This is a genomic window from Kitasatospora sp. NBC_01539, from assembly GCF_045040525.1.
Taxonomy (GTDB): Bacteria; Actinomycetota; Actinomycetes; order Streptomycetales; family Streptomycetaceae; genus Kitasatospora.
This window is the reverse complement of sequence record NZ_CP109390.1, coordinates 3,819,984-3,836,093: the sequence shown is the minus strand read 5'-3', so window position 1 is coordinate 3,836,093 and position 16,110 is coordinate 3,819,984. Positions and strand designations below refer to the sequence as shown.

Sequence of the window (16,110 nt, the reverse complement as noted above, 5' to 3'; positions counted from 1 at the left end):
AACCGGGCGCGTCACAGCACCTCGACCGCCGACCCCGTGAGCCTCCGGCGGCAGTCCAGGACGTACCGGGCGTGCTCGGTGACCGCCGCGTAGTCGAAGTCGTCGTGGTCGGCGAGCAGGACGACCGCGTCCGCGGCGGCGAGTTCCTCGGGGGTGGCGTCGACGCGGCGGACGGCGGCCAGCGGGCCGCCGTCGTGGTCGGCGGCCGCGCGCTGCCCGGGGATCCCGGGTTCGGCGACGTGGACGCCGGCGACCACGTGCGGGTCGGCGGCGCGGACGTCGGCGCCCATGCGGGTGAGGAGTTCGACGACGCGGGCGGCCGGGGTCTCGCGGGCGTCGCCGGTGTTCTTCTTGTAGGCGAGGCCGAGCAGCAGCACCCGGGAGCCGTTGACGGACCGCTGCCGGTCGTTGAGGGCCTCGGTGAGGCGCCGCACCACGTAGTCGGGCATGTGGCTGTTGACGTCGTTGGCGAGCTCGACGAAGCGGAACGACTGCCCGAGCGCCCGCTCGACCCGCCACGACAGGTAGGACGGGTCGATGGGCAGGCAGTGCCCGCCCACGCCCGGCCCGGGGGTGAAGCGGAGGAAGCCGAACGGCTTGGTGGAGGCCGCGTCGATGGCCTCCCAGACGTCGATGCCGAGGTCGTGGGCGAACATCGCGAGCTCGTTGACGAGGGCGATGTTGACGTGCCGGAAGGTGTTCTCCAGCAGCTTGGTGAGCTCGGCCTCCTTGCAGGAGGAGACCGGCACGGTGCGCTCGACGAGCCGGCCGTAGAAGCCCTCGACGGCGGCCAGGCCCTCGGGGGTGGTGCCGGAGACGACCTTGGGGGTGTTCTCCAGCTTCCACTGCGGGTTGCCGGGGTCGATCCGCTCGGGGGAGTAGCCGAGGTGGAAGTCGGTGCCGGCGCGGAGCCCGGAGCCCTCCTCCAGCAGCGGTGCGAGGAGTTCCTCGGTGGTGCCGGGGTAGGTGGTGGACTCCAGGACGACGGTGGCGCCGGGCCGCAGGTGGCGGGCGAGGAGCCGGGCGGAGGCCTCGATGTAGGAGAGGTCGGGCACGCCGTCGCGCAGCGGGGTCGGCACGGTGATCACGGCGACGTCGAAGCCGGCGACGTCGGAGGGTTCGGCGCTGGGGAGGTAGGCGCCGGAGTCGAGGAGCGGGCGGAGCCGTTCGGCGGGGATGTCCTCGACGTACGACTCGCCGACCGCGAGGCGCTTGATGCGGCGCTCGTCCACGTCGTACCCGACGACCCGGTGACCCACCTCGGCGGCCCGGACGGCGAGCGGCAGCCCGACATAGCCCTGGCCTGCGATGACGACGCGCATGACGAAGTACCCCCTCCATCGCGGCGGTGGTGCGCACACCCTCTGCGGAGCGGCCCCACACCTTCTTCACACGAGGGTACGGAGGCGGGCCCGCACGCGGGCCGGATCCCGCAAAGCCGTCCGGGAGAGCGGTGGCGGAAGCCGCGGGAAAGGGCCGGGGCCCGGGTCGCCGCCGCCGAAGGGCGGCCACCCGGGCCCCGCACATCTGCCGGGCGCCCCCACCCAGGGTCGACCGGCTCTCGCACTCCCGACCCCCATCGGGCTGCGACGGCGCCGCTGCAGCCATCCCCCACGGTTGGGTGCGGCGGGCACGTGATCCATCCTGCGCGGTGACCATGGACGGGCAGTGACAGGAGTATGTCGAGTTCTTGACGTTCTGCCCCGCTGTGCGACACCCGGTGTTGGTGTGCCGCGAGGCGTGCGCGGGGGTGTCCGCAGACGGTGCGGCGTAGGCTGGGAACCCCCGGGGCGCACCGCGTACCGGGCTGTTCGCGTTGCCCGGCCTGCCGCTCGGCGCCGGGCCACTCCAGCCGTGGAGCCTACAAGCATGAGCCTGTCCGGACTGCTCGATGTCGTCGTACGGGACGCCGCCCTCGCCGAGGCGATCGAGGCGGCGGCCGCGGGGCACAGGCAGCACCTCGACCTCGTCGGTCCGCCCGCCGCGAGGCCGTTCGCGATCGCGGCGCTGGCCCGGTCGCTGGCGGCGAAGGCCGGCGAGCGCGGCCGCCCGGTGCTGGCGGTGACGGCCACCGGCCGCGAGGCGGAGGACCTCGCGGCGAGCCTGCGTTCGCTGCTGCCGCCCGACGCCGTGGCCGAGTACCCGGCGTGGGAGACGCTGCCGCACGAGCGGCTGTCGCCGCGGTCCGACACGGTGGGCCGCCGGCTGGCGGTGCTGCGGCGGATCGTCCATCCGCGGGCCGGGGACGTCGCGTCGGGCCCGGTGCAGGTGGTGGTGGCGCCGGTGCGTTCGGTGCTGCAGCCGCAGGTGAAGGGCCTGGCCGAGCTGGAGCCGGTGGCGTTGCAGCGCGGCGGGCAGCACGACCTGGAGGAGGTGGCCCGCCGGCTGGCGGCGGCCGCGTACGCCCGGGTGGAGCTGGTCGAGAAGCGCGGCGAGTTCGCGGTGCGCGGCGGCATCCTCGACGTGTTCCCGCCGACCGAGGAGCACCCGCTGCGGGTGGAGTTCTGGGGCGACGACGTCGAGGAGATCCGCTACTTCAAGGTCGCCGACCAGCGGTCGCTGGAGATCGCCGAGCACGGCCTGTGGGCGCCGCCCTGCCGTGAGCTGCTGCTGACCGACGCGGTGCGGGCGCGCGCGGCGGAGCTGGCGGCCGAGCACCCGGGGCTGGCGGAGATCCTGGACAGGATCGCCGAGGGCATCGCGGTCGAGGGCATGGAGTCGCTGGCGCCCGTCCTCGTGGACGACATGGAGCTGCTGGTCGACGTGCTGCCGCAGGGCTCGGTCACCGTGGTCTGCGACCCGGAGCGGGTGCGCACCCGGGCGGCCGACCTGGTGGCGACCAGTCACGAGTTCCTGCAGGCCTCGTGGGTGGCCGCGGCGGCGGGCGGCGACCGGCCGATCGACGTGGAGGAGATCGACGTCTCGGCGGCCTCGCTGTGGTCGCTGGCGGACGTCCGCGAGCACGCGGCCGGCATCGGCCTGCCGTGGTGGTCGGTGAGCCCGTTCGCGACCAGCGACGCCACCGTGCACGACATCCTCGAGTTCGACGCCGACACCCTCACGCTCGGCATGCACGCCGTCGAGGCGTACCGCGGCGACACCGCCCGGGCCATCGCCGACGCCAAGGAGCGGCTGAACGCCGACTGGCGGGTCGTCATGGTGACGGAGGGCCACGGCCCGGCGTCCCGGCTCGCGGAGGTGCTCGCCAACGAGGGCATCCCGGCCCGGCTGGTCGCCGACCTCGCCGAGGCCCCGACCCGTGACGTCGTGTACGTCTCCTGCGGCTCCATCGAGCACGGCTTCGTCGACGAGGCGCTGAAGCTGACCGTCGTCACCGAGACCGACCTCTCCGGCCAGAAGTCCTCCACCAAGGACATGCGCCGCATGCCGTCCCGGCGCCGCAACGCCATCGACCCGCTCGCGCTGGCCGCCGGCGACTACGTCGTCCACGAGGCGCACGGCGTCGGCCGGTACGTCGAGATGGTGCAGCGCACCGTGCAGGGCGCCACCCGCGAGTACCTGGTGCTGGAGTACGCGCCCGCCAAGCGCGGCCACCCCGGCGACCGGCTCTTCGTGCCGACCGACCAGCTCGACCAGGTCACCAAGTACGTCGGCGGCGAGGCCCCGACGCTGCACCGGCTCGGCGGCGCGGACTGGGCGAAGACCAAGCAGCGGGCGAAGAAGGCGGTCAAGGAGATCGCCGCCGACCTCATCAAGCTGTACTCGGCCCGGATGGCGGCCCCCGGCCACACCTTCGGCCCGGACACCCCGTGGCAGCGCGAGCTGGAGGACGCCTTCCCGTACGCGGAGACGCCCGACCAGCTCACCACCATCGCCGAGGTCAAGTCGGACATGGAGAAGTCCGTGCCGATGGACCGCCTGATCTGCGGCGACGTCGGCTACGGCAAGACCGAGATCGCGGTGCGGGCGGCGTTCAAGGCGGTGCAGGACGGCAAGCAGGTCGCCGTCCTCGTGCCGACGACCCTGCTGGTGCAGCAGCACTTCTCGACCTTCGCCGAGCGGTACGCCAACTTCCCGGTGGTCGTGAAGGCGCTGTCGCGGTTCCAGAGCGACGCCGAGGCGAAGGCCGTGCTGGAGGGCCTCTTCGACGGCTCGGTGGACGTCGTCATCGGCACCCACCGCCTCTTCTCCTCGGAGACCCGCTTCAAGGACCTCGGCCTGGTCATCGTCGACGAGGAGCAGCGTTTCGGCGTCGAGCACAAGGAGCAGCTGAAGAAGCTCCGGGCCAACGTCGACGTGCTGACCATGTCGGCGACGCCGATCCCGCGCACCCTGGAGATGGCGGTCACCGGCATCCGCGAGATGTCCACCATCACCACCCCGCCGGAGGAGCGGCATCCGGTGCTGACCTTCGTCGGCCCGTACGACGAGAAGCAGATCGCCGCCGCCGTCCGCCGTGAACTCCTGCGCGAGGGCCAGGTGTTCTACATCCACAACCGGGTCGAGTCGATCGACAAGGCGGCCGCCAGGCTGAAGGACCTCGTGCCCGAGGCGCGGGTCGCCACCGCGCACGGGCAGATGGGCGAGAGCCAGCTGGAGAAGGTCGTCGTCGACTTCTGGGAGAAGGAGTTCGACGTCCTCGTCTCGACCACGATCGTCGAGTCCGGCATCGACATCTCCAACGCCAACACCCTGATCGTGGAGCGCGGCGACACCTTCGGGCTCTCCCAGCTGCACCAGCTGCGCGGCCGGGTCGGCCGCGGCCGGGAGCGCGGCTACGCGTACATGCTCTACCCGCCGGAGAAGCCGCTCACGGAGACCGCGCACGAGCGGCTCGCGACGATCGCCCAGCACACCGAGATGGGCGCGGGCATGTACGTCGCCATGAAGGACCTGGAGATCCGCGGCGCCGGCAACCTGCTGGGCGGCGAGCAGTCCGGGCACATCGCCGGTGTCGGCTTCGACCTCTACATGCGGATGGTCGGCGAGGCCGTCGCGGAGTTCCGCGAGCAGCTGACGGGCGGCGGCGAGCCGGAGGAGGAGCCGCTGGAGGTGAAGATCGAGCTGCCGGTCGACGCGCACGTGCCGCACGACTACGCGCCCGGCGAGCGGCTGCGCCTGCAGGCGTACCGGTCGATCGCGGCGGTCAACTCCGAGGACGACATCGTGCACGTCCGCGAGGAGCTCACCGACCGCTACGGCAAGCTGCCGGAGCCGGTGGAGAACCTGCTCATGGTGGCGGCCCTGCGGCTGTACGCCCGGCGCTGCGGCATCGGCGACATCACGCTGCAGGGCAACTTCGTGCGGTTCGGGCCGGTCGAGCTGCGGGAGTCGCAGCACCTGCGGCTCAACCGCCTCTACCCGCGCAGCCAGGTGAAGGCGAACACCGCGCAGCTGCTCGTGCCGCGCCCGGTGAGCGGCGGCCGGATCGGCGGAAAGCCGCTGCTGGGCCGCGACCTGCTCGGCTGGAGCACGGAGTTCCTCGGCACGATGTTCGACGAGATGGCGGGTCGGCGGACGTAGCGCGCCGGCCGGTGCGCACGGCGGTCCCGGGCGGTGCGCCCGGGACCGCCGCCGTCGTGTCCGGCGCCCGCCGGGCCACGGCTCCCCGGGGGGCCGGCCCCGCCGCCGGTGCCGGGCGGCCCGTACGCCACCGGCCGCCGAGCGGCCGGCGTGGCCCGAGTGACCGGAAGATCCGCACGGGACGGTTCGGGGTCTGGGCAACGGCCGTGCGGCTGCCTATTGTTCACTCCAGCCAGGAGAACCACCGGACACCCCACCAGCCGCACCCCCCGGCCGCAGGGCCGGGACACCCCAGCCCGGGAGGCCCCCCGTGATCCGCACCCGCTCCGCCCTCCGGCCGGCCCGCACGGCCGCCGGCGTCCTCCTCGCGGCCGCCGTGCTGTCCGCGTGCGGCGGCGCACCGGCCCACCAGGGGGCGGCCGCGGTGGTCGGCGGCGAACAGATCCGGATCGCCACCGTGCAGGCCAAGGTCGGGGCCCTGCGCGACGCCACGGCCGCGGCCGCCCCGGAGGCCGCCGCCCAGGAGCAGGCCGGGCTCGTCCGCCGGACGGTCGCCGGCCTCGTACTGGACCGGGTGATCTCCCGGGCCCTCGCCGACCGCGGCCTCACCGTCACGGACGGGGAGATCGCCCAGGTGCGGGACGCCGACGCCCGACTGCTCGGCGGAGAGGCCGCCCTGCGGCGCGAACTGCTGCTCCGCCAGGGCGTCGCCGCCGCCGACGTGCCGGGCTTCTACCGCCAGCAGCTCGGTATCCGCGCGATAGCCGCCGCCGCGGGCCAGGACGCCCGCACCGAGCAGGGCGACACCGTGGTGCGCAAGGCGCTGGCCGACGCCGGCACGGCGCTGAAGGTCGAGGTGAACCCCCGCTACGGCCGGTGGGACCCGCAGCGCATCACGCTCGTCGAGGCGGACACCGACTGGCTGCCGGCGAAGCGCGCCACCGCCTGACCCCGGGCCGCCGGACGCCGCCGGACGCCGCCGGACGCCGCCGGACGCCGCCGGACGCCGCCGGACGGGCCCGCCGCGGGAGGTAGGTTCGGGGGGTGGAGACTCCGAAGCTGATCCTGCTGACCACCACCCACCGGGTCGCCCCGGGCCTGCTGTCCTGGCCCGCGTGGGAGGCCCTGCGCGCGGCCGGGCGCGTCCTGGCGGCCGATCCGGCGCACCCGCAGCTGCCGGCGCTGCGGCAGGCCGGTGTCGAGGTGGAGATCGTCGAACGGGCGTCCGCGCCCGCGCTGGCCCGGACGCTGGTGACGGCCGCCCCCGTCCTGTGGCTGGGCAGCCCGGACGGCGACCCCGGCCTGACCGACGCGCTCGCCCGGCTCGCGGTCGAGGAGGCCGGCACGGCGCCGGAGATCGAGCTGCTGCCCGGCTCGTACGACCTGCCGGGGGCCCGGCTGCTGGACCTCGCCTCGGTGATGGACACGCTGCGCTCGCCCGGCGGCTGCCCGTGGGACGCCGAGCAGACCCACGAGACGCTGGTGAAGTACCTCGTGGAGGAGGCGTACGAGCTGGTCGAGGCGATCGAGGAGGGCGACCGCGGCACGCTCCGCGAGGAGCTCGGCGACGTGCTCCTCCAGGTCTTCTTCCACTCCCGGATCGCCGAGGAGCACCCGGACGACCCGTTCTCGATCGACGACGTGGCCGGTGACATCGTCGAGAAGCTGATGTACCGCCACCCGCACGTCTTCGGCGACGTCGAGGCGAGCGGGTCCGCGCAGGTCGAGGCGAACTGGGAGCAGCTGAAGGCCGCCGAGAAGCAGCGCGAGTCCGTGCTGGACGGCGTGCCCGGCGGCCTGCCCGCCCTCGCCTACGCGGCGAAGCTCGTCTCCCGGGTGCGCCGGGCCGGCTTCACGGCGGTGCCCGACACGGCGTACGCGCTGCCCGACAGCCTGACCGCCGAGTCGGCGGGCGACCTGCTGCTGGCCGTCGCGCAGCGCGCGTACGACGCCGGGGTCGACGTGGACGCCGCGCTGCGCGGGGCCGCGCGCCGCTACCGGACGGCGGTGCGGACCGCCGAGGGGCTCACCGGCTGACGCTGCGGCGGCACGACCTCGATGATCGCCTCGCCGACCAGGGCGAGGAGCTCGGCCAGCGGGTCGAGGTGGTCCGGCAGGTCGGCGAGGACGACGATCCGCTCGCCGTCCGGGCCGGCCACCGCGAAGAGGTCGATCGGGCCGAGGTGCTTGGCGGCGGTGTCGACCAGCGCGGCGATGTCGCTCGGCTGGTGGGCGTCGCCGCTGACCCCGACGACGGGGCAGCCGGGGCGGTCGAGCTCGGTGGCGAGGTCCTCCGCCACACCGGCGCGCAGATCGGCGATCAGCAGACCCGCGGCGCCCGCGGCGGCGAAGCGGCGGGCGAGGCCGCCGCCGTCCCCGCCGCGGAGTACCGCGATGACCACCACTGCCCCGGCTACCCGCATGGCCTGCTCCTCTCCGAGAGCGACACCCCGTGGACGGCCCGCACTGCCGTCTCCAACGGTTGTTCGGAGGATCGTAGGCACGCCGAGACCCTCCGCAACAGGAATTACCCCCCAGGTGACCAGGCTCACGCCTCCCGGGGCCGACCGGCTCGCCGGACGGCAGCGGATACCGTCGGGGACATGCCCGACACACACCGGCCCGACCGGCCCGAACTCTTCACGTGGGAGTTCGCCGCAGACCCCTACCCCGCGTACGCCTGGCTGCGGGAACACGCGCCCGTGCACCGCACCACGCTGCCCAGCGGCGTCGACGCGTGGCTGGTCACCCGGTATGCCGACGCACGGCAGGCCCTGGCCGACGGCAGGCTCTCCAAGAACCCCGGGCACCACAGCGCGCAGGCCCACCGCAGCGGCCGGGTCGGCATCCCGGGGGAGCGGCAGGCCGACCTGATGACGCATCTGCTGAACATCGACCCGCCGGACCACACCCGGCTGCGCCGGCTCGTGTCGAAGGCGTTCACGCCGCGCCGGATCGCCGCCTTCGAGCCGCGGGTGCAGCAGCTCACCGACCGGCTGATCGACGGCTTCGCCGCCCGCGGCACGGCCGACCTCATCCACGAGTTCGCGTTCCCGCTGCCCATCTACGCGATCTGCGACCTCCTCGGGGTGCCCGCCGAGGACCAGGACGACTTCTGCGACTGGGCGGGCATGATGCTGCGCCACACGAAGCCTGGGCAGCGCGCGCCGCAGCGCGGCGGTGTCGGGCGCGCCGTGAAGCGGATCCGCACCTACCTGGCGGACCTCATCCACCGCAAGCGCGCCGACCTCGGCGACGACCTGATCTCCGGCCTGATCCGCGCCAGCGACCACGGCGAGCACCTCACGGAGAACGAGGCCGCCGCGATGGCCTTCATCCTGCTGTTCGCGGGCTTCGAGACCACCGTCAACCTCATCGGCAACGGCCTGTACGCGCTGCTGCGCAACCCCGGCCAGCGGGCCCTGCTGCAGGCGTCGGTGGAGCGCGGCGAGAGCGGCCTGCTGGAGACCGGCATCGAGGAACTGCTGCGCTACGACGGCCCGGTGGAACTCGCCACCTGGCGGTTCGCGACCCGCCCCCTGGAGATCGGCGGGATGGCGATCCCGGAGGGCGACCCGGTGCTGGTGGTGCTGGCCGCGGCCGACCGCGACCCGGCGCGCTTCGCCGACGAGAACACCCTCGACCTCGCCCGGACGGACAACCCGCACCTGGGCTTCGGGCACGGCATCCACTACTGCATCGGCGCGCCGCTCGCCCGGCTGGAGGGCCGGGCCGCCCTCGCGACTCTGCTCACCCGGCTGCCGGACCTCGCGCTGGACGCGGATCCGGCGGACCTGCGCTGGCGCGGCGGCCTGATCATGCGGGGCCTGCGCGAGCTGCCCGTCTCCTTCACCCCGGAGACGGGGCGGGCCGCGGACTGACGGTGTGTCGACCGGCGGGCGGGCCGTCCGGGTGAACACGAGCGAATCAGGACAAAACGGCTTTGTTCGTGCCCGATGAACGGTGCGTCGTAATTCTTGCGTGATAACGCCGATATGAGCTTGTGATCGGTCATCGCATCTGCCTACTCTCCGGACAGCTCGCGCCAGCGGGCCCCGGGCGCGACAACGCCGAATCCTGTCCGCCGCGCCCCGGGACGACCGACCGAGACCAGGACAGGGGCGGGGGAACCACGTACGTCGCCGTCCCCACGGCTAGGGGTGAAGCCGCGTCAGCAGGTCCCCTCCTGCGGCCGCGGCCGGGCCAGCCTCCCGGTCCGAACCCGACAGCTCACCTCGCAGGCGTTCGGAGAGGGACCACCCATGATCTTCACCGGACCTGGCCGCCACCGTCGTCGGACGTCCGCCGAGAAGGCGGTCGCCGTCGCGGGCGTCACCGGCGTCGGCCTCGCCATGCCGCTGCTCACCGCGGCCGCCGCGCACGCCGCGCCCGTCTCCGTCTGGGACAAGGTCGCCCAGTGCGAGAGCGGCGGGAACTGGCGGATCAACACCGGCAACGGCTTCTACGGCGGACTGCAGTTCACCGCCCGCACCTGGAAGGGCTTCGGCGGCGCCCGGTACGCCGCCTACGCGCACCAGGCCAGCAAGACCGAGCAGATCGCCGTCGCCGAGAAGGTGCTCGCCTCGCAGGGGCCCGGCGCCTGGCCCGTCTGCTCCAAACGCGCCGGCCTGACCCGAGGCGGCGGCTCCGCGACGACCGCGACGACCGCGCCGGCCGCGGCGCCCGCCACCGCGACCCGTTCCGGCGGTGCGCCGGTCTTCTCCGGCCGCGGCGGCTGGGACGCGGGCAGCAGCGTGTACTGGTACCAGAAGGACGGCGGCTGGTACTGGACGGCGCACCGCGACATCTTCGAGCGCCACGTGCCGCCCGCCCCCGCCGAACCCGCCCGGACCGAACCGGCCGAGACCGAACCCGCCGAGATCGAACCGGCCGGCACCGGGTCGGAGGAGAGATCGGGCGACGGGTCGGGCGACGCGGCGGACGGCGGGGCCGGGCACGCCCCGCAGGCGGTGCCGGTGCCCGCGATCGGCCGCGAGGCGTACACCGTGCAGCCCGGTGACTGCCTGTCGGGCATCGTCGCCACCCGCGGCCTGACCGGAGGCTGGGAGCGGCTGTACGCGAGCAACCGCCCGGTCGTCGGCGAGGACCCGGACCTCATCCTCCCGGGCCAGCTCCTGCAGCTCGACTGACGGACCGGCACCGCGCGTACGACCGCACGCCCCCGGGGCCGCCACCCGGGGGGCGGGGCGGTCCGGTGTACGGGTCCCCCAGGTGAACTACCGGCGAGTAGCCCGGTCACACGGTGAGACAGCGCCATGCCCGGCATGGCCCTGGGGCGCCGTGCCGTTAGGCTCAGGTCGTAACGACCCACATCCGCTTCCGCTAGGAGATGCTTCGTGCCGTCCATTGATGTCGTCGTAGCCCGTGAGATCCTCGACTCTCGCGGCAACCCCACCGTCGAGGTCGAGGTGGGTCTCGACGACGGCAGCACGGGCCGTGCCGCCGTCCCGTCCGGCGCCTCCACCGGTGCCTTCGAGGCCCTGGAACTGCGCGACGGTGACAAGAACCGCTACTTCGGCAAGGGCGTGGAGAAGGCCGTCCTGGCCGTCATCGAGCAGATCGGCCCGGAGCTCGTCGGCTACGACGCCACCGAGCAGCGCCTGATCGACCAGGCCATGCTCGACCTGGACGCCACCCCGGACAAGTCCTCGCTCGGCGCCAACGCCATCCTCGGCGTCTCCCTCGCCGTCGCGCACGCGGCCTCCGAGGCCAGCGACCTGCCGCTGTTCCGCTACCTCGGTGGCCCGAACGCGCACGTCCTGCCCGTGCCGATGATGAACATCCTCAACGGCGGGTCGCACGCGGACTCCAACGTCGACATCCAGGAGTTCATGATCGCCCCGATCGGCGCGGAGTCCTTCTCCGAGGCCGTCCGCTGGGGCGTCGAGGTCTACCACACGCTCAAGGGCGTGCTGAAGGAGCGCGGCCTCTCCACCGGCCTGGGCGACGAGGGCGGCTTCGCGCCGAACCTCGACTCCAACCGCGAGGCGCTCGACCTCATCGTCGAGGCCATCAAGAAGGCCGGCTACACCCCGGGCAAGGACGTCGCGCTCGCCCTGGACGTCGCCGCCTCCGAGTTCCACAACGACGGCGCGTACACCTTCGAGGGCAAGGCGATCTCCTCCGCCGAGCTCATCGACTACTACGCCGAGCTCGTCGCCGCGTACCCGCTCGTCTCCATCGAGGACCCGCTGGACGAGTCCGACTGGGACGGCTGGAAGGCCATGACCGACAAGCTGGGCGACAAGGTGCAGCTGGTCGGCGACGACCTGTTCGTCACCAACCCGACCCGTCTGGCCCGCGGCATCGAGTCCGGCACCGCCAACGCGCTGCTGGTGAAGGTCAACCAGATCGGCTCGCTCACCGAGACCCTGGACGCCGTCGAGCTCGCCCAGCGCAACGGCTACCGCTGCATGATGTCGCACCGCTCCGGCGAGACCGAGGACGTCACCATCGCCGACCTCGCCGTCGCCACCAACTGCGGCCAGATCAAGACCGGCGCCCCGGCCCGCTCCGAGCGCGTCGCCAAGTACAACCAGCTGCTGCGCATCGAGGAGATCCTCGACGACGCCGCGCAGTACGCCGGCCGCGGCGCGTTCCCGCGGTTCAAGCACGAGGGCTGACAACCGCCGCTGACACACAGCCGCAGGACCGGTGCCCCGGCTCCCACCCCGTAGGGTGGGGCCGGGGCACCGGTGCGAGCAGGAGGGGCACGAGCGATGTGGAAGATCCCGGGACTGGCGGGGCGTCCGCGCTTCACCAGCCGCGCGACCGTGCTCGTGCTCGTCCTCTGCTCGCTGGTGGCGATCCTCGCCTACCCCACCCGCCAGTTCCTGACCCAGCGCTCCGAGATCGCCGACCAGCGGGCCCGCGCCGAGCAGGCCCGCCGGCAGGTGGAGGACCTCCGCCGTGAGCGGGCGCGCTGGCAGGACCCGGAGTACGTGAAGGCGCAGGCCCGGGCCCGGCTGCACTTCGCGATGCCCGGGGAGACGCCGTTCGTCTCGGTCGACCCCTCGCGGTCCGCCGCGCCGGGCCCGGACTCCGCCGACGCCCTGCCCTCCGGCCAGGCGAGGGCCGCCAAGCCCTGGTACACCACCGTCCTGGAATCGGTCGACCTGGCCGACCAGGCCCCCGCCCCTCACGAAGACAGCGCCCCATGACCTCTGAACAGCACCCCCAGCCCGCCTCCGACGGCGTCACCGCGGAGGCCGACGTCGCCGCCATCGCCGCGCAGCTCGGACGGGTCCCGCGCGGTCTGCGCGGGGTGGCCCACCGCTGCCCGTGCGGCAACCCGGACGTCGTCGAGACGGCCCCCCGCCTGCCCGACGGCACGCCGTTCCCCACGCTCTACTACCTGACCTGCCCCAGGGCCGCGTCGCTGATCGGCACGCTGGAGGCCGGCGGCGTGATGAAGGACCAGACCGCCCGGCTCGCCGAGGATCCGGAGCTGGCCGCGTCGTACCGGGCCGCGCACGACGACTACATCGCGCGGCGCGACGCCGTCGAGGTGCTGGAGGGTTTCCCGAGCGCCGGCGGCATGCCGGACCGGGTGAAGTGCCTGCACGTGCTGGTCGGCCACTCCCTCGCGGCGGGTCCCGGGGTCAACCCGCTCGGCGACGAGGCGATCGGCATGCTGGAGGACTGGTGGGCCAAGGGCCCGTGCGTCTCCCCGGCGGAGGTCGAGGCGGCCGGTGCCCGGGTCGCGAAGAACCGGGCGAAGGCGCAGGACCACACCGCGGTGATCGCGGAGAAGGAGCGCAAGGCCGTCGAGCGCGCGGAGAAGAAGCGCCTGACGGACGAGGAGGGGGAGAAGTGACCACCACCCGGGTCGCCGCCATCGACTGCGGCACCAACTCCGTCCGGCTGCTGATCGCGGATCTCGACCCGGCGACCGGGCGGATCACCGACCTGGACCGCCGCATGGTCATCAACCGGCTGGGCCAGGGCGTCGACGCCACCGGCCGGCTCCACCCGGACGCGCTGGAGCGCACGTTCGCGGCGTGCCGCGAGTACGCGGGGGTCGTCGCCGCGCACGGCGTCGGCGCGGACCGGATCCGCTTCGTCGCGACGAGCGCCTCGCGCGACGCCGAGAACGCGGCCGAGTTCACCGAGGGCGTCCGCGGCATCCTGGGGGTCTCCCCCGAGGTGGTCAGCGGGGACGAGGAGGCGCGCCTCTCGTTCACCGGTGCCACCAAGGAGCTGACGGGGGAGCCGTTCGCCGCTCCCTACCTGGTCTTCGACCTGGGCGGCGGCTCCACCGAGTTCGTGCTCGGCGGCGCGGAGGTGGAGGCGGCCCGCTCGGTCGACATCGGCTGCGTGCGGATGACCGAGCGGCACTTCGCCGAGTCCGAGCTGCCGACATTGGGGCAGATCGCGCGCGCCAGGGCGGACGTCCGGGCGGCGCTGGACACCGCGGCCGAGGCGGTGCCGCTGACCCGGGCGGCCACCCTGGTGGGCCTGGCCGGCACGGTCACCACCGTCGCCGGGATCGTGCTCGGCCTGCCGGCGTACGACTCGGAGCGGATCCACCACGCGCGGCTCACCGTGGAGCAGGTCCGGGAGGTCACCGGGCGGCTGCTGACCACGACGCACGCGGAGCGGGCGGCGATCCCGGTGATGCACCCCGGGCGGGTCGACGTGATCGCGGCCGGTGCGCTCGTGCTGCTGGAGATCATGGAGCGGACGGGGGCCGCGGAGGTGGTCGTCAGCGAGCACGACATCCTCGACGGCATCGCCTGGAGTATTGCCTCCTGACGGTCGGCGGTCCTTACGGAAACGGCCCCGGAGTGCCTTGGTGGCACCCGGGGCCGCGCGCTGCACGGCGTGTCACGAGAACCTTCGTGAATTTCTTCACATGGCCGACCAGTCTTTCGTCGGACTCCGGGGCCCGGTCCGTCCGATATGTGGGACCCAAGGTCGCCCTCCGTGTCGAACCACCGGATCACAGGCCCGGCCTGCTGCGCGGCGATGGATTCGAAAAAATGCTCGGGAACTCGGCCTCCGCCGGGAACGTTGCTGCTCAGCGAGGGCACCGCCCCCCGCGGGCTCACCCCCGCCCGTCCGTCCGCGTGAGCGGACCGCCATGCCCCGGAAACGCGGCCGCGCAGTGTAGCAGAGGGTGTCCAGAGGCTTGTGAAGGGCCTCACGAAGTGCCGGTCCGAGGGGGGTGGATACTTTCGGATATGAGCACCACGGAGCGTCCTCGCATCCTCATTGTCGGCGGTGGTTACGTCGGCCTGTATGCCGCGATGCGCATCCTCAAGAAGATGCGCTACGGGGAGGCGACCGTCACGGTCGTCGACCCGCGGTCGTACATGACGTACCTGCCCTTCCTTCCCGAGGCGGCCGGCGGCAACGTCGCGCCTCGCAACCTCGTCGCGCCGCTGCGCAGCGCCCTCAAGAAGGCGGAGGTGCTCACCGGTGCTGTCACCGGTGTGGACCACGCCCGCAAGGTCGCCACCATCCAGCCCGCAGCGGGCGAGTCCTACGAGCTGCCCTTCGAGTACCTCGTCGTGGCCACCGGCTCGGTCTCCCGCACGTTCCCGATCCCCGGCCTCGCCGAGCACGGCATCGGCATGAAGACGGTCGAGGAGGCGATCAGCCTCCGCAACCACGTCATGCAGCAGCTCGACAAGGCCGAGTCCACCACGGACGAGGACATCCGGCGCAAGGCCCTGACCTTCGTGGTCGTCGGCGGCGGCTTCGCCGGCGTCGAGACCATCGCCGAGGTCGAGGACATGGCCCGGGACGCGGCGAAGATCTACAAGACCGTCAGCCGCGAGGACATGCGTTTCATCCTCGTCGAGGCGGCCAACCGGATCCTCCCCGAGATGGGCCCGGACCTCGGTCTGTGGACCAAGGAGAAGCTCGAAGAGCGCAACATCGAGATCTACATCGAGACCTCGATGGAGTCCTGCGTCGACCGGCACGTGGTGCTGAAGAACGGCGTCGAGGCCGATGCCTCCACCATCGTGTGGACGGCCGGCGTGAAGCCGAACCCGGTCCTGAACCACTTCGGCCTCCCGCTCGGCCCCCGCGGCCACGTGGACACCGCCACCACCCTCCAGGTGCAGGGCTTCGACTACGTCTGGGCCGCCGGCGACAACGCCCAGGTGCCGGACCTCGCCGTCGGCGAGGGTGCCTGGTGCCCGCCGAACGCCCAGCACGCGGTGCGTCAGGCGCTCGTCCTCGCGGACAACGTGATCTCCGGCATGCGGGGCTTCCCGCAGAAGGAGTACAAGCACAAGAACCTCGGTGCGGTCGCCGGTCTCGGCCTGCACAAGGGTGTGGCGATCCTCTTCGGCAAGTACAAGCTGAAGGGCCGTCCCGCCTGGTGGTTCCACCGCCTGTACCACGGCAGCCGGGTGCCCACCATGAACCGCAAGGTCCGCGTCTTCACCGACTGGACGCTGGCGATGTTCCTCAAGCGCGAGACCGTCGGCCTCGCCGAGATGGAGAAGCCGTTCGAGGCGTTCCAGGAGGCGGCGGCCCCCGCCGCCCGGCCCGCCGTCCCGGCGGCCGCCAAGCCGGCCGAGAAGGAGCTGGCGACCAGCAAGTAGGCGACTGCGACCCGGCCCTGGTGGGCCGGGTATGAGTCGGAGGCCC

General features: G+C 73.2%; 12 protein-coding genes and 1 riboswitch. Of the genes, 10 read left to right on the top strand and 2 right to left on the bottom strand.

Going from position 1 to position 16,110, the window contains the following annotated elements; all coding sequences use genetic code 11:
* Nucleotides 1-11 precede the first annotated feature (11 nt).
* Nucleotides 12-1,322: a nucleotide sugar dehydrogenase gene (locus OG335_RS16320; RefSeq protein WP_405011848.1), complete on the bottom strand. Its 1,311-nt coding sequence runs from the start codon at nucleotides 1,320-1,322 to the stop codon at nucleotides 12-14.
* 547 nt (nucleotides 1,323-1,869) lie between these two features.
* Here OG335_RS16320 and mfd point away from each other — a divergent pair.
* From mfd to OG335_RS16305, 3 genes are all read left to right on the top strand, one after another.
* Entirely contained in the window at nucleotides 1,870-5,484 is a 3,615-nt protein-coding gene (mfd, locus tag OG335_RS16315) for a transcription-repair coupling factor (RefSeq protein ID WP_405011847.1), read from the top strand.
* A 310-nt stretch (nucleotides 5,485-5,794) separates the two neighbouring features.
* Entirely contained in the window at nucleotides 5,795-6,433 is a 639-nt protein-coding gene (locus tag OG335_RS16310) for a SurA N-terminal domain-containing protein (protein ID WP_405011846.1), read from the top strand.
* A gap of 95 nt (nucleotides 6,434-6,528) precedes the next feature.
* On the top strand, nucleotides 6,529-7,521 hold the full coding sequence (locus tag OG335_RS16305; RefSeq protein ID WP_405011845.1) for a MazG family protein: 993 nt from the start codon (nucleotides 6,529-6,531) through the stop codon (nucleotides 7,519-7,521).
* On the opposite strand, the gene OG335_RS16300 is transcribed toward OG335_RS16305, so the two are convergent.
* Nucleotides 7,479-7,907, bottom strand: coding sequence for an SDR family NAD(P)-dependent oxidoreductase (locus OG335_RS16300; protein ID WP_405011844.1), 429 nt, complete (start codon nucleotides 7,905-7,907; stop codon nucleotides 7,479-7,481). The genes OG335_RS16305 and OG335_RS16300 overlap by 43 nt on opposite strands.
* Before the next feature lie 180 nt (nucleotides 7,908-8,087).
* Here OG335_RS16300 and OG335_RS16295 point away from each other — a divergent pair, with 180 nt between their 5' ends.
* The 7 genes from OG335_RS16295 to OG335_RS16265 all read left to right on the top strand — a co-directional run bounded on the left by OG335_RS16295 (nucleotide 8,088) and on the right by OG335_RS16265 (nucleotide 16,064).
* Nucleotides 8,088-9,365 carry a cytochrome P450 gene (locus tag OG335_RS16295; protein WP_405011843.1) on the top strand — a complete coding sequence of 426 codons (1,278 nt, stop codon included), beginning with the start codon at nucleotides 8,088-8,090 and terminating at the stop codon, nucleotides 9,363-9,365.
* A gap of 211 nt (nucleotides 9,366-9,576) precedes the next feature.
* Nucleotides 9,577-9,742, top strand: a riboswitch (cyclic di-AMP (ydaO/yuaA leader).
* A 4-nt stretch (nucleotides 9,743-9,746) separates the two neighbouring features.
* Entirely contained in the window at nucleotides 9,747-10,634 is an 888-nt protein-coding gene (locus tag OG335_RS16290) for a transglycosylase family protein (RefSeq protein WP_405011842.1), read from the top strand.
* 207 nt (nucleotides 10,635-10,841) lie between these two features.
* The gene (gene eno / locus OG335_RS16285; RefSeq protein WP_405011841.1) at nucleotides 10,842-12,128 is read left to right on the top strand and encodes a phosphopyruvate hydratase; all 1,287 of its coding nucleotides are present in this window, start codon (nucleotides 10,842-10,844) and stop codon (nucleotides 12,126-12,128) included.
* 96 nt (nucleotides 12,129-12,224) lie between these two features.
* The gene (locus OG335_RS16280) at nucleotides 12,225-12,665 is read left to right on the top strand and encodes a septum formation initiator family protein (protein ID WP_405011840.1); all 441 of its coding nucleotides are present in this window, start codon (nucleotides 12,225-12,227) and stop codon (nucleotides 12,663-12,665) included.
* Nucleotides 12,662-13,321: a DUF501 domain-containing protein gene (locus tag OG335_RS16275; RefSeq protein WP_405011839.1), complete on the top strand. Its 660-nt coding sequence runs from the start codon at nucleotides 12,662-12,664 to the stop codon at nucleotides 13,319-13,321. Before OG335_RS16280 ends, OG335_RS16275 begins: the two co-directional genes overlap by 4 nt.
* On the top strand, nucleotides 13,318-14,259 hold the full coding sequence (locus OG335_RS16270; RefSeq protein ID WP_405011838.1) for an exopolyphosphatase: 942 nt from the start codon (nucleotides 13,318-13,320) through the stop codon (nucleotides 14,257-14,259). Before OG335_RS16275 ends, OG335_RS16270 begins: the two co-directional genes overlap by 4 nt.
* Nucleotides 14,260-14,687: 428 nt before the next feature.
* On the top strand, nucleotides 14,688-16,064 hold the full coding sequence (locus OG335_RS16265) for an NAD(P)/FAD-dependent oxidoreductase (protein WP_405011837.1): 1,377 nt from the start codon (nucleotides 14,688-14,690) through the stop codon (nucleotides 16,062-16,064).
* Nucleotides 16,065-16,110 lie beyond the last annotated feature (46 nt).

What these genes read in the sequence shown, in the direction of transcription:
- OG335_RS16320 (WP_405011848.1), bottom strand. Translation starts at nt 1,322, where the DNA reads ATGCGCGTCGTCATCGCAGGCCAGGGCTATGTCGGGCTGCCGCTCGCC.
- mfd (WP_405011847.1), top strand. Translation starts at nt 1,870, where the DNA reads ATGAGCCTGTCCGGACTGCTCGATGTCGTCGTACGGGACGCCGCCCTC.
- OG335_RS16300 (WP_405011844.1), bottom strand. Translation starts at nt 7,907, where the DNA reads ATGCGGGTAGCCGGGGCAGTGGTGGTCATCGCGGTACTCCGCGGCGGG.
- OG335_RS16295 (WP_405011843.1), top strand. Translation starts at nt 8,088, where the DNA reads ATGCCCGACACACACCGGCCCGACCGGCCCGAACTCTTCACGTGGGAG.
- OG335_RS16290 (WP_405011842.1), top strand. Translation starts at nt 9,747, where the DNA reads ATGATCTTCACCGGACCTGGCCGCCACCGTCGTCGGACGTCCGCCGAG.
- OG335_RS16280 (WP_405011840.1), top strand. Translation starts at nt 12,225, where the DNA reads ATGTGGAAGATCCCGGGACTGGCGGGGCGTCCGCGCTTCACCAGCCGC.
- OG335_RS16275 (WP_405011839.1), top strand. Translation starts at nt 12,662, where the DNA reads ATGACCTCTGAACAGCACCCCCAGCCCGCCTCCGACGGCGTCACCGCG.
- OG335_RS16265 (WP_405011837.1), top strand. Translation starts at nt 14,688, where the DNA reads ATGAGCACCACGGAGCGTCCTCGCATCCTCATTGTCGGCGGTGGTTAC.